The following is a 19,001-nucleotide window of genomic DNA, read 5'->3' on the forward strand; positions in this document are numbered from 1 at the left end:
GAGTCGTCGCGGGAATTGTTGGGATAACGCACCAATGGAGCGTTTCTTTAGAAGTTTGAAATCTGAGTGGATACCCGCCAATGGTTATGGGAATTTTACAGAAGCAGATAAAGAGATCACAAATTACATCACTGGATATTACAGTGAGACCAGACCCCATCAATATAATGGTGGGTTAACGCCAAATGAGTCAGAACGTTTATATTGGAATGACTCTAAAATCGTGGCCAATTTTACTTGACCACTACAAAGTCGTGGGTCTTCAACCCACACCCGACCAATAGGGGATCAACAGCAATTCCCTCTTGGATCTCCCTTGCCGCCCCCTAGCGAAGTTACATGCATTAGAGACAGGCCTCGGTCTTATGGACAAATTGCTATCGCTTCCGAAGGATGCGTCCCTGCACCTGCGAAAGCTAGCCGGTCATCCATGACCGGACTCACGCAATTTATTCCAACGCCCCGCGGCAACTTCGCAGGGGAAGGTGAACTCCTATTACTACTGTGTTGGCAGTGAATCCGGAAAGAGTTATGCCTGTCCGATCTTTCTTCACTCCACTTTTTCCATTGCCTCGACAATCAATTTTGCACTTTCATAAGGTATACCTTGAGTTACCTTGTAATATGCATCTCTCATCAATTCGAAAGTAGCAAGTGCTGTATATATAGGCAGAGATCCAATACCAGCAAGCATTAACTTACAGAAGTTATTATTATCATCGTAAATTCGATAGAGATATTGTCTCTTAAACTCCTTAAGCTCTTCATCTTCTGGATTGACAATGAAGTTAACGTACGATTCCAATGCATCTCGGGTATCACGGATTTCATCGGGAGTAGGCTCTGAATACATATGCATAGCAACAGATTTATAAATTGCAGAGAAATATTTTAAATAGAATGAGTCATCATAGTATTGCTTTATAAGAAAGCAGGCTCCTACCGCGCGGAGTAAACCTTCTTCTCTAGCAAGGCGTTCGACTTGTTCGTACGTTATATTCAAGCTGTCTCGGACATCTTCGTCTGGCGCAAGATTAAAATCGTCTTCCACACTGGAAGATCGAACAATAAATTCATCTACCCATGCGGCAAGCATGGAAGGTGATTCAAAAATTTCTTTTTCAGATGGTTTTTCGATCATTTGAGAAGGCTCTGGAATTGATTGTTCTTTCCTTTTGCCAAATAGCCTGTTTAAGAACCCCATGCTTGAATTCTCCTTGATGCATAACGTGATTGCCAAGACTTCTCGTTTAAACCCTGTTTTAAAGTGTTAGCTTGATATAATAAATCAAATATTTCAGTAAATTAGCACTTATCAAGTTCGAAATACAATCTGTTTCAGCTTGGAGAAACCCAGAACTGCTATCCATGTTGTGTGCTAATCACGACCTTTTGTGGCAAGAAAAATGGAATAGGCACAACTCTTTTGGGATTAACAGCCAACACCGAGACTACAGAAGTTCATCCTCCCCTCGGAGTTGCCGCAGGGCATTTGTGTTCGTTGCGTGATCGAGGCATGGATGCCGAGATAGTGTCAGTCGAATCAGGGACGAGCGTCTGACGCGATAGCATAAGGACGCTAAATGCCCAAGGGGCTTTCAACTCCGTTAGGGGCGTCTTGGAGCATCCAAGGAGGATAGGACGAGCAGTCCTCCTTGGTCGGGTGTGGGGTGAAGCACCACGACCTTGATTCACCTCGGCCGTAAGGCCGCAATGACTAAACATATACATAATCAGGTATGGGACAAAGCTCCAAGACTTTGATTTACCTCGACCGTAAGGCCGTATTGACCTTATACAAGACGACCGCCCCATGACCGCTTTTTGGCATCCATGCCATCACAGCATTGGTGAATCCTTTCACATCAGACGGGGCGGTCGAGCATCCACGGATGGACTAGCTGCGTGTCGGTGAGAAAGTGCCATGACAAGCCTAAACTCTTGGGCTAATTAATAAAAAAGCCAGCAAGGCTATAGGCTTACTGGCTTTTCTGCTTTATTTACTCGCTTTATTTCATCAAACGAGCACTGAATAAAAGCGGCTCAACTATGACTTCTTAGGAAAAATCGGATAGGACTCAGTGCCTAAGACTTTGCCATCGACCGTGAGACCATAGTAATCACTGTCATTATGGTATTTCTCCTGCGCTTGCTTCACATCACCCTTGTTACGCGGATCCTGCGGACGCTCGTGGGAGTTGATGTAAGCGGCAACATCCCAAGCCTGTTGGTTCGTCAGCTGCATGCTCTTACCAAAGGGCATGTTTTCATAAATGAAAAATGCGGCAGTATTGACCCTGTGCATTCCCGCTCCCCAGTTATAACTTTGAGGTCCCCACAGCGGCGGCAGTGCATACACACCCGCAATGGCTTGACCTTGCCCATCAACACCATGACAAGTTTGGCAATGGGCGACATACACGGCTTTACCCCGTTCAGGTGAATAGGCTTGTTCGGGTTTTGGGATCTCAGGATAAGCTCGCCCCGGCAAGTTAGCACGTTGCTCAACTGTCATAGCCTTAGCTAATGCCTCTGGTAGTGGGAAGTCATCCCGCTTGGCACCTTTGACTAACTCAGCATCACTGATCTCAGGAACAGGGCCACTGATATTAGCCTCATCCATCAAGCCGCCCATGCCTAACCAATAAGCGTAAGCAGAAAGCGCCACTAACTCAGGGCTACCTGATGCTGGGGCTTTACCATTCATCGAATAGTTAAAACAACCTTGGATGCGTTCTTCAAAGCTACTGACTTTATTGTCTTTTTTACGATAGGCCGGATAAGCAAAATACGCGCCCCAGAGGGGTGATGCGTTGGCTTTGCGGCCTGCATCCATATGGCAATTGGTACAGTTAAGCTCATTACCCACATACTTATCACGCAGCTGTTGCGTATTCACAAACAGTTGATAACCCAAACGCACTTTGTCACCAAAGGCGCCTTCGGGAATCGCACTCAAAGGTCTAGGGGTAAGATAGGTTTGATCTGCTACCTTAGGGAAAGAAGGCAGCGGAGCTTGCTTATCTGGCCGTTCTTGTACTGGCTCAGTTTCAGCTTTCGCCTGCATGGTTAACGACCCCATCGCGGCCAGTAATAACATTGCGGAATATTTCATGGCCGGCTCCTTATTTTAAATTCGCAAAGTAGTTGGCTAACGCATCAATCTCAGTGACGGTGAGCTTATTCGCGACGCTCCCCATCATGCCATCGACGTCACCTTTACGTGTTCCCGACTGCCATGCCAATAATTGCGTTTTGATATAACTCGCCTGTTGACCTGCTAAGCGGGGAAATAAGCCACCACCTAATGCAGAAGGACCATGGCAGGTCACGCAGGCTGGTAAACCACGGGACCAATCACCTTGATAGGCTAAACGGGCGGTATCGTCATTAAAAACAACTTGTTCACCGCGGATAACAGGCTTGACGTCATTGGCAGGCTTTGCTGAAAAATAGCTCGACACTTGCTCAATACCATCACCTTGGAGCGTCATTGCCATCGGCATCATGGTCGCGTTTTGGCGAACGCCCGCTTGGAAATGCTGCAATTGTGTCGAGATATATTCTTTAGATAATCCCGCTAATCGAGGGCCGAGTGGTTCAATACCCTCACCCCCTGCCCCATGGCAAGACACACATAACTGCGCAGCTTGTGGCATAACGTTCATCGATTGTTTGTCAGAAGGCTCGGCGGCAGCGGCATAGCCGCTACATAGCGTTAAGCCTATGACTAATGTTTTAATCTTCATGTTCTATCCTTGAAGAGAATTAAGCTCTAAAGCATAGGGGTTATTGTTATTTATGTTTGTGCTCACACACTAAACCCATTTTAAAATCAGCCGCTCATTTTTAAAACAGCCAATAAATGAGCCTTAACATTCATTAAGAGTCACTTATTGTTCAATTCAAACGGGATAAATTTACCTTACTCTGTACAAGGTTAAGCTGCAAGCCTTCAAGACTTAATGGCCTGATCAATAACCAAATCGCGTCGATTCGAAACGATTCAATAACTTATGTATCAAATAGCATAAAAGTAACGTGCCAACGATAGCGATTAAAATACTGCTCACTCGGTATAAGGCACTGAAGATTAAGTCGTTACCTGGGGTCAAATACTGCCCAAACAAAATCCCTAACGTGGTCATCGCACCAAAACCCACGCCAGAGCCATTCGCCTCGCGCACATGGGCTTGGCTAAAAATCATCAGTCCAATCCACAACAAGGGGACAACTAACATCAATAACCCAGACCAATCATAGAGCAGCAACTGCACAAGTATCCCAAACGACACACCCAACAGGGTGCCTATGGCGCGCTTACGGGCATAGTCGAGTGCACCATTCCAATGCATGGGAAACAATAGCAAAAGAGTGGTCGCTTGAGCCGACATCGAATCCCGCAGATCAAATATTTGGAACACCAGAAACGATGCCGTCGCTATGGTCGCGCCGAGCAAGGCTTCGTGGCGCATTCGATGCGGCGCCTTAGGCCCAGGTTTGTAAGCCGCTCTTGGTTCAACATCGGGCCAGAGTGCCGTCATAGCGTAGGCGATAACAACTGAAAGTGCTGTCGCCCAAAAGTTACTGAAAACTAAGTCGTTTAAGTCAACCCCTGGATAGCTGGCAAAGTGCAGCATGATACTGAGACTCAGCACACCGTTGGCACCAAAGAGAAACAAACTGCCGCGGGACATGGCCGCAAAGCGGTATAAAAATAATAGGAAAACGATGGGAGTCATCATACCGGGATGGCTGCCAAAGAAACCGCCGAGTAACCCAACCTCTAACCCAGCCATGGCAGATGAAGCTAATAATTGGCGCATAGCATGACCATTCATCACTGGCACTAATCCGAGTAGTAGCATAGGTGTCACAGTGAAGAAGACTCCATTGCTCCAACCAAAAATTTTACACAGGGTAAAACCTAAGGTCGCGCCAGTCGCAATCCGTAAACACTGGCGTAAATCGTTGGCCGTCAATGGGCTATGGCGTAGTAACATGCTCGTCGCCTTGTTCTATCGATACATTAAATGAGGATGTTTAACTAACTCTGCTACGTGCACACTTATGTTGCTTTGAAGCGTTCACTCAAGCGACTCGCGACAAATACAAACCACCTCGAGTCACTCGTGCTCGTCAACACAGATAAGTACTAATGGATATGCCGATAAATATGCTGGTAAATACGCTAGTAAACATTCTAGTAAATAGGCTAGTAAATATAGTGCAGTAGGCTGATTGCTTTAATCTGCACCTTAGCGAGCAAGCTAAAAAGGCTATTCTCGGGCAGCAGTTGCACGGTCGCGCGCGCACCGGCGGGTAAGCTGTTCATCGCCATCCCATCTAACTCCAAATGCAGTCTCAATCTTTGGGCATCACGTACCCAACGGTCCGATTCCTGCGGCGCGGCTAAACGGCCATTGGCATCGAATTGCCCAGCACTCACGCCCGCATCAACACTGCTCACCGTCGCCCGATATAAACGCCCAGGTTCACCATCGAACGCAATCAAAGCGGTCGAAGAAGCATTCACGCCACGCAGGCTCTTCTCGCGAAAATCGGCAATAATATCCACTTTATCCGATACCACGGCCAACAGAGGTTGCCCCACGGTCGCAAAACTACCGACTTCTAACTGCAGGTTAGTCACTATCCCATCTTGATCGGCACGTATTTGGGTGTAAGACAGATTAAGCTCAGCTTGAGCTAAATGGTTTTGCGCCTGACGCACTTTAAGATTCTCTTCGCCATAACTGCCACGACTCACTTTGAGTTTTTCTAAACGGGCATTGGCGGCAAGCAAATTGGCTTCTGCTGCTGCGGCATCACTATCGGCTAGCTCCTTTTGCTGCTGCGATACACCATGGGTGGCATACAGGGCATCGAGACGTTTAGCCTCGCTGCGTTTTTGTTGTGAGGTGGTTTTATTGGCATTGACCTCGGCCTTAGCAGCCAGTAGCGAGGCATCTAACTCAGCATTATCTTGACGGGCTTGCTCTAAGGCCAATTTAGCTTGCGATACCGCTAACTCATAGGGCGCGGGATCGACTTGAAACAACAAATCGCCCTTGGTAACCGCTTGGTTATTGGTCACGGCTATGGTCTGGATTTTACCGCTGATCTGCGGTGTCACTTTAGTCACTACACGGGTCGCCATGGCTTGAGGCGTCAATGGCATCATAGTGTCGGCCAGCATGAAATAGCCAAAAACCATCACAAAGCCAAACATGGCAAATTTTACTAAACGGGCAAACTGTTGATCCGGTGTCATCTTCTTTCTCACAAAAGGGTGTCTGTAACCTTGGTTAATTTGGCGCTGGCGTTGTCGCTGATCAGGCTAATAATGCGTTCAAATTCGCTCAACTCTTCGGCACTGATCCCGCCTAATAACTCACGGCGCACTTGAATAATCCGCGCTTCCATTTGCTTTAAAACATCTAATCCCGCTGGCGTCAGGCTCACAATCCTTGCCCGCTTATCTTTGTCACAACAATGACGCTCGACTAAACCTTGCTCTTCTAATTGCCCTAAGGTGCGCATTAGCGAAGCCAATTCAATTTCTAAGGCATCGGCCAATACTTTTTGGCTAACACTGTCGCCTAAACGCAGCAGTTTCCATAGGGCAGTCCAACGGGGATGAGTTAATCCTAAAGGTGCCAGCTCGACATCGGCCACGGTACGCCACAGTCGATGCAGACGACCTAAATGCTCCGCCAGTGATAACTCTTTTAGTCGCTCTAATTCTTTTTGCATCTTGCCCACCCACTTAGTTAGCGTGCTAAGCATTATACTTAGTTAGCATGCTAAGTAAATATTTAGGCCCAAAATAGATCTGTGTCCAAGGGCACGAAACGAGCGTAAGAGGGAATAAATAACTTAAAAAGGTTCGCGCCCTCTCAAATCTTATCAAGTTGTATCTCTATAATATCAAACGGATAAATTGAGTTGATTTGCACATGAATTGGAGGCTGTTTTGATAAATCTAAAAATTAGTACGAGGATCGTTATTGGGATCTGTCTATTACTGTTAACAGTAATGAGCTTTATCATGCCGCTCGTTCTCTCTGAATTCAGTCGCCAAGTTGCAGAATCCGAGCAAAGAGAACTCCATAAGATCTATGAAACCGCTGTTGCCGAGATAGCCTCATCGGGCAAATTAGCCGAAGCAATGGCAACCATCATCTCACTCACGCCAGAAGTTCAAAGCACCTTTGCAACAGGCGAGCGTGATGAACTCACCGCCCGTACCTTACCTATATTTACCCAACTTAAGCGCGATTTTGCGGTTCAGCAATTCCAATTTCATAGGCCACCAGCCACTTCTTTTCTACGCTTGCATCGTCCCGAAAAATTTGGCGATGATCTCACCAGCATACGCAAGACCATAGTGGAAACAAATAGCCAAAAGCGCCCTCTTTATGGCTTGGAATATGGAGTGGAAGGATTAGGTATTCGTGGTTTAGTTCCAATGAATTACAACGGACAACACACAGGATCAGTTGAGTTTGGCATGTCCTTCGGTCAACCCTTTTTTGATAATTTTAAACAAGCCTATCAAGCAGAAATTGCCCTCATCTTGCCAGATGGTTCAGGGTACAAGTTATTTGGCGCTACATTCACGCCTGATACCCAAGCGGCAGATGAACTCAATAACGTCATGCAAGGCCATGAAGTCATACGCACTATTTCCTTAAATAACAAAACCTACGCCCTGTATCGCAATGCCATAAAAGATTACTCAGGAAACGTGTTTGGCGTACTCGATATTGCGATGGATAGAACCCATTCAGAACAAGCGATAGCGGATATTCGCCTTAAGTTGATCCTTATCGGTTTAGTGGCTCTGGTCATTGGAACTGCCATTGCTTGGTTTATTGCCAAAGGGATTACTCGCCCTATCGCTGAAACCACCCAAGCCATGAATGATATCGCTGAAGGTGAAGGCGATTTAACCCGCAGAATCGCGGTAAAAGGTAAGGATGAAATTGCTGAATTATCGATGGCATTCAACCGCTTTGTAGAAAAAATTCACAACACAGTTTCCCACGTCGCCGACTCAACAAGCCTGCTCGCCACCTCTGCTGAAGAAATGTCGAGCATTACGCGGGAAACCCAGAAGATGGCGAGTCGTCAGCACCTCGAAACCGAGCAAGTTGCCACCGCAATGAATGAAATGGCCGCAACGGTACAAGAAGTTGCCCATAACGCGACCGATGCGGCCGATGCAGCCAATCATGCCAATGACTCAACCGAACAAGGCAAATTGGTTGTACAAAAAGTGGTAACCACTATCGCCATACTGGCCGAGGAAATAGCCACAGCAGCGATTGAAATCAATGAATTAGAGCGTAATACCGCTGAAATCGATTCTGTACTTGTAGTTATCCGTAATATTGCCGACCAAACTAATTTACTCGCACTCAATGCGGCAATTGAAGCCGCAAGGGCGGGAGAACAAGGTCGAGGGTTTGCAGTCGTTGCCGATGAAGTACGCACTCTGGCGAGTCGCACTCAAGCATCTACGGCAGAAATTCAGCAGATGATCGAAGCGCTTCAGCATAAAGCTAAGTCTACAGTCAATGCGATGGAAACCAGCACCCGCACCACCCAAAGCTGTGTATCCCAAGTTCACCAAGCGGGTGAAGCACTCGAAGCCATTACCCATGCGGTTTCCACCATTAGCCAGATGAATATCCAGATCGCCAGCGCTGCAAATGAGCAATGTGCGGTTTCGGCTGAGATTAATAAAAATGTTAATAACATCAATGATATTGCGACCAATGCGACAGATAGTGCGGTACAAACCGCACGCGCTGGCGATGAACTTGCCCAACTCGCAGCCCGTTTAACAACTTTATTAGCTCAATTTAGAATTTAAACAAAACAAAACGCCGCATTCTCTGCGGCGTTTTTATTAGCTTATTTTATAAAGTTTTATTTAGGACGCACGCCTAAAGTGTGGCAAATCGCGTAGGTCAATTCGGCGCGATTTAAGGTGTAAAAATGGAAATCCTTCACGCCTTCGCGGGACAGCACTTTCACCATGTCGATGGCCACGTTTGCGCCCACCAATTGGCGTGTACCGGCATCGTTTTCTAAACCATCGAATTGCTTGTGTAGCCAGCCCGGTAACGACACATTGGTCATGCCCGCGAAACGTTTTAACTGGGTAAAGTTAGTCACAGGTAAGATACCTGGCACGATTTCAACGTCGATACCTGCGGCAACGCAGCGGTCACGAAAGCGCAGGTAAGATTCCACATCGAAGAAAAACTGGGTAATGGCACGGCTAGCGCCCGCATCAATCTTACGCTTAAGGTTGATCAAATCCGCCTGTGCGTTGCTCGCATCGGGATGCACTTCTGGATAAGCCGCAACGGAAATATCAAAGTCGGCCACAGAGCGCAGTAAACGCACTAAATCCACCGCAAAACGGGTTGGCTTAGGGCTACCCGCAGGCAAATCGCCCCGCAGTGCCACTATGTCACGAATGCCCGATTTCCAGTAATGCTTAGCCAGTTCTAATAGCTCTTCATCGCTGGCATCCACTAAGGTTAAGTGCGGCGCGGCAACGAGGTCGGTTTCCTGTTGGATACGTTCAATCACGCCGTGAGTGCGGTCGCGCACGCCTGAGTTAGCACCGTAAGTCACAGACACAAACTTAGGATTAAGCGGCTCTAAACGACGAATAGAGTTCCACAGTATCTGTTCCATTTCGGGGGTCGATGGCGGGAAAAACTCAAAAGAAACATTAATATCGCCATTAAGCTCAGACAAGCTCTGGTTCAGCGATTGTGAATGTTGTGCGTGATGAAAAGCCATGTGTATTTCCTCAACCGCCCTTGGCGCTACTCTTTGCTAGTATGAATTCGTTCAAATGGACGTTTGGACGTCTATATGTCCATATACTAGAGAAACTGAGATGTAAGTCAAGCCCAAAAATACCCATAAACCGCATTTAATCTCGGTTAATTCAATAGATTTATTCTAGCCAATAAAAAAGGACTCGAATGAGTCCTTTAAGAAGCTTGATAACGCGTTATTCCTGCAGCAGATCGCGACAGATCTGAGTCAGATCCGACTGCACCGCCGCCGCTGTCACTTCGCGTCCTGCGCCTGGTCCACGGATGATCAGCGGATTACCTTGGTAGAAGACACTGCGGATCACAAACACATTATCACCAGGGGTTAAGTTGGCGTAAGGGTGATGGGTGTCAATCCACTGCAAACCCACTTCGGCCTTGAGCTCTGGACCGCTGTTGTCTAAGGATGCCACATATCTGAGCACCTTATTTTGCTCCGCCGCCGCACCATACTGTTGCAGCAGATCGGCATCTAATTCGGCAATGCGGGTGAGAAATTGATCTAAGGGAATATCCGCCAAAGCGGCTGGTACGAGTGAGCGCAGTTCAATATCTTCAAGCTCGATTTCAAGGCCTATTTCACGGGCCAAAATAAGCAGTTTACGCTGCATATCACGGCCGGAGAGATCATCGCGGGGATCGGGTTCAGTGATGCATAAACCTCTGGCTTCAATCACTAATTCAGAGAAAGGCTTGCTGGTATCGTATTTCTCAAACAACCAACACAAGGTGCCAGAGAAAATCCCACCTACCGCTTCAACGCTATCACCGCTGTTACGCAGATCATTTAGCGCATGTTGGATGGGTAAACCTGCGCCACAACTGGCGTTATAGCGCCAAAATAAGCGACGATTACCCAGTTGCTGCTTTAACTCTCGATAGAAAGGCAGTGGACCCGAGCCCGCAAGTTTATTCGCGCTCACCACATGGATGCCACGCTCGAACAATTCTGGATATTGCAGCGTCAAACTGGCGCTGGCACTGATATCTAAGGCCACCAGCTCATCGCAGTTAACTTGCTCTAATTGCTCGAATAAATGTTCATACTGCCAAGGCGTTGCTTCAGTATTAAACTCTGTTTGCCACGCGGCAAGATTAATCCCAGTGGATTTAATCAAGGCTTTACTCGAACTGACTAAACCGACTAACTCAACACTGGCTTCGAGTTCATGGTCCAGTGATGGTGAAACCGACTTAAACAGATCGATCCAAGCCTCACCGATATTACCCACACCGAGCAGCAGGACGCCAATGCGTTTACGCGGGCCAGCGCAGCGACGGTGGACTTTTTGGGTTAACAAATTCACCTGTGACTGAGGCACCAGCGTCACTAAACTTAAATCGCCACTGAACAAAGGTTTAGCATCACGGCTCAGTAAACGCGCGAAGCTGCGGCGATAATGTTCGGCATCGGCACTGACTAATGCGACTAAACCGAGATCGGTATTGATCTGCTGATCGCTGATCCCTAAAGCTTCTGCCTCGGCATCGAGCAATCTTTGCACTTGTTTTTGATTTTCAGCGGTATAGGCAAGCTCAACCCTTTGGTGGGCTGAGGTCCAATGGGCCAATGGCGTTAAACCCGCGGCAATCAATAAATCTAATAAACGAGTTAACTCCCCCGTGAGTTTAAAGCCAAACAGGACGACAGCATTGAGATTAGTCACCACAGGCGCGCTCGCCGACGAACTGTGGGGTGCGATTAAGGTGAAGTCGGTGTGCGATGCATAACTTGAACGCACCGCTAAGCTCACTTCGGTATTGAATAACGGCTGCAGAGTGCGCGAATGCAATACTGGCGAGCCCAAACGCGCTAGGCGATCGGCTTCGGCAAGTGACATGCTTTTTAGTAACTTGGCATCGTTGATTTTATTAGGATCGGCGTTGAACACCCCTTCCACATCGGTCCAAATGGTCACGCGCTCGATATCGGCGAGACTAGCAATCAGGCTGGCGCTAAAATCTGAACCATTACGGCCAAGTAATAGGGTATCGCCACGCTCGTTAGCGCAGATAAAACCTGTGATCACTAAGCGTTCATTGGGATGCGCGGCTAATAGGGCTTGTACTTTAGCGCGGGATTCTTGTACCCGAATTTGCGGTACAGCGGCTTCATCGGCCACTAAAATTGAACAGGCATCCACATGGCTTGCCGCCACGCCAGATTCGCGCAGTAGCGCCGCCATTAAACGTGCCGACCAACGTTCGCCAAAGCTCACCACATGATTGATTTGGTATTCGTTGCGCTCATCTAAGGACAACAAGCTGATGAGTTGCGCTTTATCTGTGGCCAAACGCTCACGCAGATCGCGGGCTTGTTCATTCGACAACAACTGCTCAATCAACCCCTGTTGGTAGCTGATCAGCACTTGTAATTCTTCTTGCCATAGCTGACCCGCATCACGCAGCGCTAATAATTTATACAGGAAATTCGTGCTTTTACCCGCCGCAGAGACCACCACGAGATCATCACTATGACCGTGGGTTAACAGGATATGGGCGACTCGGCGATAACAATCGGCATCCGCTAAACTGGAGCCACCAAATTTATGTAAGTGACAACGTGCCATCTATTATTCCTCTACTGACAAGCCGCAACGGCGGCTAATCCTGCTTGAATATCTGCAACTAAATCGGCGGCATCTTCAATACCCACCGATAGACGCAATAGGGTGTCCTTAATACCAGCCTCGAAGCGCGCTTGCGGCTCCATGGCTCTGTGGGTCATAGTGGCGGGCACTGCCACTAAACTTTCGACGCCACCTAAACTTTCCGCCACGCTAAATAAGCTGAGTGCACCTAAAAAGGCCACCACTTCGGCCTCGCCGCCTTTGAGCTCAAAGCTCAGCATAGCGCCAAAGCCCTGTTGTTGCTTGGCCGCAATGGCGTGACCTGGATGATCCGCAAGCCCTGGGTAATAGACTTTACTCACCACAGGGCTTTGCGTTAATAACTCAATAATACGCTGGGCATTGGCTTGATGCTCGCGAATACGCACAGCTAAGGTACGTAGGCCGCGCAGGGTCAGATAACTGTCGAAGGCTGACCCCGTTAAGCCTAGAGTGTTCGACCACCAATGTAAGCTTTCGCCGATTTGCGCGTCTTTGGCGACCACAGCGCCGCCGACCACATCGCTGTGACCATTGATATATTTAGTGGTGGAGTGGATAACGATATCCGCGCCTAACAATAGGGGTTGTTGCAATATCGGCGATAAAAAGGTGTTATCGACCACCACCAGCGCGCCGACACCATGGCTCGCCTTAGCAATGGCTTCGATATCCACCACACGCAATAACGGGTTTGATGGGGTTTCGAGCCACACCATCTTAGGATTCTGCGCAATAGCGGCGGCTAACGCTTGGCTGTCGGTTTGGTCGACCACAATGAGCTTAAACTGGCCTTTCTTCGCCAAGTTGGTAAATAAACGGTAGGAACCGCCATAGCAATCATGGGGCACAACCAATAGGTCATCGGGGCCGAGCAAGGTCGTCACTAAGGTGATGGCCGCCATGCCAGTGCACGTCACTATCCCAGTGGCGCCCTTTTCTAATTGCGCTAATGCTTCGCCTAAAATGCAGCGTGTTGGGTTGCCTGAACGACTGTAATCGAATTCGCGGGGATTTTTATGACCATCGAAGGCGTAATTAGTCGACAAATAAATCGGTGGCACAACTGCGCCATATTGAGTATCGCTTTCGATACCCTGACGCACTGCCAGTGTGGCTAATTGACGCTCTGCCATGGGTGGACTCCTAAATTCGGTAGACTGATAGAGATGTCTGGACGTCTAAATGTACCTAAGCCCAACGCTATCGTCAATAGGCGTGAAGACGTTTAGACGTCTGAACATAAAGAAATCTGTTTGCAATCACAAAGAAATAGTAGCAATAATTTGACTGTTCTTTGTAAGGGTTTAAAATCTGCCCCGAATTTAGCGTTATAACAGGTGAGTCAATGACTGAATGGAATGGGGAATACATCAGCCCCTATGCTGAACATGGCAAGAAGAATGAACAAGTAAAAAAAATTACTGTGTCTATTCCGCTCAAAGTGCTTAAGGTCCTTACGGACGAACGAACTCGTCGTCAGGTCAATAATTTGCGTCACGCCACCAACAGCGAGCTGTTGTGTGAGGCATTTTTGCACGCCTACACTGGCCAGCCATTGCCTAACGATGAAGATCTGTCAAAAGATAGCCCAGACAGCATTCCCGCCGAAGCCAAGTTGCTGATGGACGAGATGGGGATCGAGTGGGAAGACATGGAATAGCGACTTGTCGCTGGCAAAGTTACATCACAGTGCTCATCAATAGGGATCGTTAACGATCCCTTTTTGTTTATATGGAATCCTATGTTTTCTATGATAGATCCACAGACTCTCGCCCTGGCCTCACTGATTGTGTTTCTTGGCGCCTTAACCCAGAGCCTGATTGGGTTTGGCCTAGCGGTTGTCGCCAGTCCTTTGCTGTATATCGTCGATCCACAACTTGTACCTGCGCCTGTTATTGCTATGGGTTTCTCCATCGCCCTGCTGACCTTAGTGCGTGAACGCGGTCACTTAGAATTCAATGGCTTGCAATATGCGCTCATAGGCCGCGTGCCCGGTGGTTTTATCGGCGCGAGTTTATTACTGTTTGCGCCTCAACCCATACTCGGTTTATCCATCGCCGCTATTGTGACTGTCGCAGTGATCCTCAGCCTGTATAAATTCAGCCTGCCAGTGAATAAGAAAACCCTCTTCGGTGCGGGCGTGGTTTCAGGGATCTTCGGCAATATCGCCGCGATTGGTGGCCCGCCGATGGCGATTTTGTTGGCAGGCAAAGATGCCTCGCAGTTTCGTGCAGCCCTGTCGGCCTTCTTCATTTTTAGCTCCATGATTGCACTGATCATTTTAGCGATCACTGGCTTATTAGAATTAAAACATCTGTGGCTGTCGTTGATGCTGCTCCCCTCAGTGATTTTAGGTTACTTAGTCGCAGGACGATTAGTGGGCCGTGTCGATAAAGAGAAGACAAAGATGGCAACGTTAGTCCTGTGCAGTATCAGCGCCTTAGTGCTAACGGTGAAGTCGGTTATTGAGTTATTACCCCAATAAGCGTCCTGCTTGTACTGGCAAACCTTCTCAAGATTCAAACAATAAAAAAGCACTGACATTGCCAGTGCTTTTTCTTTATCTATCAATATGTAAAGCTAGATTACACTCAGCTTAAATAGCTTTGCCCTGCGTACACAATAAAGTGTCTTAAGGCGAGTACGCCCGTTAAGCTCGCACAAGCCACCATGATCATCGCGCCCTTAGTGTGGCGAGTCGCGGCGGGTAGCAGCATAAACAGCAATGGAATACCAAAACCTATACCGACAACGCCTATCCAGAACACGCTTGCCCATAACCCAGAAGTTAACGATGCTAAGGCCGCAGCCGCCGCGCCGCCCTTGAAGTACAAGGCGCAGAACAACATGAACAGGAACAAAATTTCAATCGCCATCACAGGCAATTCTAAACCGTGCATCTTCACTAAGGTTTTGTCGTGGCTGTCCGTCTTAAACATCAGCAACGCCAGTACCGCATTTGCCGCAGCGCCCGCCGATAGACCTGACACTAAAAACAGCGCAGGCAGTACCGCAGTGTTGAGCATAGGATAGGCATTCATCGCCGAAATTAAGAAGCCAGTGTAAGCCCCTACGCCAATGGCGAGGACAAACAACAATACTTCAATCAGCTTTCGAAATGGCATAAGTAACTTAGCGATAGGTGTTAGGAAACCCAAACCCCATTTTGGTAAGTCATCCCGCAGCACAATAATGGCGTATGCAAAGGCCAAGGGAGAATACGCCAGCAGCGCCAGCACCCCGATTGCCATCACAGACTGGAAGTTATAGTGAATTAAGATCAACCAAAAGTGGAATGGTTTGGTTAAGTCAAACACTAAACAAGCTAGACCTAAGCTAATTGCTACAGGCCCAATAATGGCTGCCGCCTTAAGAATGCTGCTTTCAGCTCCCGCGCTGAGTTCCTTATTCGCCCAGCGCAAACCAATGCCAATCAGTAAACTGCCCGCGGATAACCCCGCCATAAACAGGTAAACGGCGATGACCCAGTGCCAAGTGACAGGATCATATTGCGCCATGTCGCCCCAAGTATTGTTCATAATCAAATCCCCCCTCTTTTGGTAGGAACGCGATATACCCTAGGTTTAGTGCCCAAATGGGTTTTATCTTGGTAAGTGATTTTAGTGTTGAGCATGATGGCCACTTCACTGCGTGGATCATTAGCATCACCAAACACTAAGGCATCGGTTGGACACACAGTCACACACGCTGGCTCTTCGCCCCGCGCTAAACGACTGTCTTTACAGAAGTTACACTTATCCGCCGCCTTGGTTTCTGGGTTCATAAAGCGCACTTTATAGGGGCACGCTGCCACACAGTACATACAGCCGACACACTTCTCGGTATGGATAGAGATAATGCCATCTTCACCCACATAGGCCGCGCCTGTTGGGCACACTTTAACGCAGGGTGCATCTTCACATTGCTGGCAAGATACCCTGTGATATTTGAAATGCAGATTGGGCATCTCACCAAAGGGGCCTTCCACACGCACTTGCAGACGAGTTACGCCTTCGGGTACACCATTTTCACTGCGACACGCCACGTTACAAGCTTGGCAGCCGATGCACTTATTCTCGTCGTGCACCATTACATATCGTTTATTCATTTAAGCCTCCGATTAGCGCTTTGCCAGCGTGACGCCCGTGGTGTGCACTGTCATGCCACACACAGGAGCAGTAACGTGCGGCAGTAAGTTACCGCAGTGGATACCTTTGCCCGTTGCTCTGACCAACTCTTTGTTTTTAGAACCAAAGCCCATGTAAGCAAACACAGTATCTTGGCGAATGCCCGGTGTGACTAAGGCATGGCCTTCTTCTGTGCCAACACTGCTGGTGAGGCGGATTGGGTCGCCATTGCTGATGCCTAACTTGCCCGCAGTAACGGGGTGAACCCACACAGCGTTATCCGACATCAGGTTAGCGAGCATAGGCACATTGTGGGTGGCGCCATTGGTGTGCACCGCCACTTTGCCTTGGATAAAGTACAACTCATCTGCTTTTTTAAGATTCACTTCGCGGAACTTGATCACCCCACGGCCTGGTGCCATGGCTTCCACTTTCGCGGAAGTGAGTTCAATTTTGCCACTCGGGGTTTTAAAGGTCAGTGCGCTGGCGTAAGTGCCGTCTTCATCGGCAGGTCGAGCATTGGAGTATGCCTTAATAAACTCGGCAACCATCTTAGGCTCGCACAACATAATTGGCTTACCAAAGCTCACAAAACCTTCGTCTTTGATCCGGCGCAGCAGGTCAGTGTCGCGGTTCACCTGCAGCATTTGCAGGGTTTCCATGTTTTCCCATGGATAGAACTCGCCAAGGCCCATAGCCACACCCACATCCTTAAAGATCTGCCAAGAAGGCTTAGTATCACCTAAGGTTTCAACGACCCGTTGGCGCACATAATAGGCCGGATTTTTACCTGACTTATCAGCAATTTCTTCATCACGTTCAAGATAAGTCGACTCAGGTAAAATCACGTCCGCATAGGCGGCGGTTTCGCTGATATACACATCACACACGGCGATAAAGTCGAGCTTTTTCATCGCTTCAACAACGCGTGCTCTGTCTGTCATGGTTTGCATTGGGTTAGTGCGTGACATCACCCAGCCGTGTAACTGGTAGGGCACTGCGCTTAAGGTGGCATCGAGAATGGTTTGGTAAACGCCGCCCGATGTCCACATCATGGCGTACTGTTCTTCCACCTGATCGATACGTTTCGCTGCTGGTTTTGGCATGTCTTTCACGCCAGGTTTTGCCAATACGGGCGCAACCGCTTCACCGGCAAGCTTGTTGTAATCACCGGGTTTCTGGCCGATATAAATCCCGCCCTTACGCTCAATATTACCAATCAAGACGTTAGCGGCGTAAAGGGCGCGGCGCATCTCAAACTCTTCGGTGGTAAAGGTGGCTCTGTGACCAAAATCGACCACAGCATGGGGCGCTTTAGCAGCATATTCGTGTGCGATACGACGAATGTCTTTGGCAGGCACATCGGAGATGGTTTCCGCCCATTCAGGGGTATAAGCTTTCACTTCGGCGGCAAAGGCTTCGAAGCCTTCCACATAACGCACGACAAATGCCTTGTCGTAAAGATTATCTTCAATCAATACATGGCATAACGCCAAGGCGACGGCTACGTCGGTACCGGGGCGAATGGCATACCATTCATCGGCTTTATCGGCCACGACGGAGAATCTTGGCTCGAACACCACCAGCTTGGCACCTTTGTCCATTTGCGCCGCCATCATGCCGCGGGTTTCGGACATATTGATGCCTTCGTACAGGTTATGGCCGAAGTTAATGATGTATTTTGAATTGCCTAAATCACGTTTAACCTTAGTGCCAAAAATAGCCTTAGCGGCAATTTCATAACCACCAGGGCAAGTCGACGCGTGGGTAAAGGTATTTGGACTACCAAAGGCGGTCGCAAGGTGAAACAAATGCTTTTCTTGTGAGCCAGATTTTGACGAGAATGCCACGGCTTCTGGGCCATGTTCTTTTTTGATTTTATTGAGGTTTTCAGCGATTAATTTATAAGCCTCATCCCAACTGATCTCAGCCCATTTGCCTTCGCCGCGCTCACCGACCCGCTTTAACGGTTTAACGATACGCTGTGGATCGTACAATAAACTATGGCCTGCGCCGCCACGGGCACACACTTTACCGCCAAAGGATTTAGCGGCCTTGTTGCCACTAATGAAGACGTTTTTGCCCTCAATCACCCGCGCCGAAATTGGGCAGCGAGTCGAACACATTTCACAAATACTGGCAATGTCTTTGCCCATGCCCTTTAGCTGCTTATTCTCTAATGCCGCTAAGCTGCCCGGCAGCAGACTGGCCAGCGCACACGTGGCGCTGCTCGCTCCTGCTCCCTTTAAAAAGGTTCGCCTATTAAGCTCAATCATGGTTACCTCCATCACGCTCATCCCACCCGTCAGTCGCCACATTGGACGCCATCGAGCAGAGGTTTGCTCACTGATTTGATTACTTTTTTAGTTATAAAGCGTTAAAACAGCGCCACCATA

The 19,001-nt window shown here is 48.4% G+C and carries 16 protein-coding genes; 4 read left to right on the plus strand and 12 right to left on the minus strand.

Annotated elements, in window-relative coordinates; all coding sequences use genetic code 11:
- Positions 1–241, plus strand: a 241-nt coding sequence (locus tag L5M18_RS19630) for an integrase core domain-containing protein (protein ID WP_263148716.1), incomplete at its 5' end; no start/stop codon positions are given.
- 309 nt (positions 242–550) lie between these two features.
- On the opposite strand, the gene L5M18_RS19635 is transcribed toward L5M18_RS19630, so the two are convergent.
- The 6 genes from L5M18_RS19635 to slyA form a co-directional block, all read right to left on the minus strand.
- Complete coding sequence (locus tag L5M18_RS19635) at positions 551–1,204, minus strand: hypothetical protein (protein WP_263198321.1); 654 nt, start codon at positions 1,202–1,204, stop codon at positions 551–553.
- 843 nt (positions 1,205–2,047) lie between these two features.
- Positions 2,048–3,115: a c-type cytochrome gene (locus tag L5M18_RS19640; protein ID WP_263198322.1), complete on the minus strand. Its 1,068-nt coding sequence runs from the start codon at positions 3,113–3,115 to the stop codon at positions 2,048–2,050.
- Positions 3,116–3,125: 10 nt separating this feature from the next.
- The gene (locus L5M18_RS19645; RefSeq protein WP_263198323.1) at positions 3,126–3,749 is read right to left on the minus strand and encodes a c-type cytochrome; all 624 of its coding nucleotides are present in this window, start codon (positions 3,747–3,749) and stop codon (positions 3,126–3,128) included.
- A gap of 225 nt (positions 3,750–3,974) precedes the next feature.
- Positions 3,975–5,003: a DUF2955 domain-containing protein gene (locus tag L5M18_RS19650; RefSeq protein WP_113940046.1), complete on the minus strand. Its 1,029-nt coding sequence runs from the start codon at positions 5,001–5,003 to the stop codon at positions 3,975–3,977.
- Positions 5,004–5,215: 212 nt separating this feature from the next.
- Positions 5,216–6,274: an HlyD family secretion protein gene (locus L5M18_RS19655; protein ID WP_263198325.1), complete on the minus strand. Its 1,059-nt coding sequence runs from the start codon at positions 6,272–6,274 to the stop codon at positions 5,216–5,218.
- A gap of 8 nt (positions 6,275–6,282) precedes the next feature.
- Positions 6,283–6,756: a transcriptional regulator SlyA gene (gene slyA / locus L5M18_RS19660; protein WP_105251323.1), complete on the minus strand. Its 474-nt coding sequence runs from the start codon at positions 6,754–6,756 to the stop codon at positions 6,283–6,285.
- 223 nt (positions 6,757–6,979) lie between these two features.
- Between slyA and L5M18_RS19665 the strand changes: the two genes are divergently transcribed.
- Positions 6,980–8,881, plus strand: a complete 1,902-nt coding sequence (locus tag L5M18_RS19665; RefSeq protein WP_263198348.1) for a methyl-accepting chemotaxis protein — start codon at positions 6,980–6,982, stop codon at positions 8,879–8,881.
- Between the two features lie 56 nt (positions 8,882–8,937).
- On the opposite strand, the gene metF is transcribed toward L5M18_RS19665, so the two are convergent.
- The 3 genes from metF to metB all read right to left on the minus strand — a co-directional run bounded on the left by metF (position 8,938) and on the right by metB (position 13,611).
- On the minus strand, positions 8,938–9,825 hold the full coding sequence (metF, locus tag L5M18_RS19670) for a methylenetetrahydrofolate reductase (RefSeq protein WP_006083212.1): 888 nt from the start codon (positions 9,823–9,825) through the stop codon (positions 8,938–8,940).
- 217 nt (positions 9,826–10,042) lie between these two features.
- The gene (locus L5M18_RS19675) at positions 10,043–12,436 is read right to left on the minus strand and encodes a bifunctional aspartate kinase/homoserine dehydrogenase II (protein WP_263198329.1); all 2,394 of its coding nucleotides are present in this window, start codon (positions 12,434–12,436) and stop codon (positions 10,043–10,045) included.
- Between the two features lie 11 nt (positions 12,437–12,447).
- A complete protein-coding gene (gene metB, locus L5M18_RS19680; protein ID WP_263198331.1) occupies positions 12,448–13,611 on the minus strand; it encodes a cystathionine gamma-synthase in 1,164 nt (387 codons plus the stop codon).
- 212 nt (positions 13,612–13,823) lie between these two features.
- On the opposite strand from metB, the gene metJ reads away from it, so the two are divergent.
- Together metJ and L5M18_RS19690 are read left to right on the plus strand one after the other, a co-directional pair.
- Positions 13,824–14,138 carry a met regulon transcriptional regulator MetJ gene (metJ, locus tag L5M18_RS19685; RefSeq protein WP_006083215.1) on the plus strand — a complete coding sequence of 105 codons (315 nt, stop codon included), beginning with the start codon at positions 13,824–13,826 and terminating at the stop codon, positions 14,136–14,138.
- Between the two features lie 81 nt (positions 14,139–14,219).
- Complete coding sequence (locus tag L5M18_RS19690; RefSeq protein WP_263198332.1) at positions 14,220–14,963, plus strand: sulfite exporter TauE/SafE family protein; 744 nt, start codon at positions 14,220–14,222, stop codon at positions 14,961–14,963.
- Between the two features lie 106 nt (positions 14,964–15,069).
- Here the strand turns inward: L5M18_RS19690 and nrfD are convergent, their stop codons facing one another.
- The 3 genes from nrfD to phsA are packed head-to-tail and all read right to left on the minus strand — an operon-like array spanning position 15,070 to position 18,881.
- Positions 15,070–16,017, minus strand: a complete 948-nt coding sequence (gene nrfD / locus L5M18_RS19695; RefSeq protein ID WP_105251317.1) for an NrfD/PsrC family molybdoenzyme membrane anchor subunit — start codon at positions 16,015–16,017, stop codon at positions 15,070–15,072.
- Positions 16,018–16,019: 2 nt separating this feature from the next.
- Positions 16,020–16,586 carry a 4Fe-4S dicluster domain-containing protein gene (locus L5M18_RS19700; RefSeq protein WP_006083218.1) on the minus strand — a complete coding sequence of 189 codons (567 nt, stop codon included), beginning with the start codon at positions 16,584–16,586 and terminating at the stop codon, positions 16,020–16,022.
- A gap of 12 nt (positions 16,587–16,598) precedes the next feature.
- On the minus strand, positions 16,599–18,881 hold the full coding sequence (gene phsA, locus L5M18_RS19705; protein WP_263198335.1) for a thiosulfate reductase PhsA: 2,283 nt from the start codon (positions 18,879–18,881) through the stop codon (positions 16,599–16,601).
- Positions 18,882–19,001: the final 120 nt, after the last annotated feature.

The sequence above is a fragment of the Shewanella sp. SM20 genome, from assembly GCF_025654545.1.
Taxonomy (GTDB): domain Bacteria; phylum Pseudomonadota; class Gammaproteobacteria; order Enterobacterales; family Shewanellaceae; genus Shewanella; species Shewanella oncorhynchi.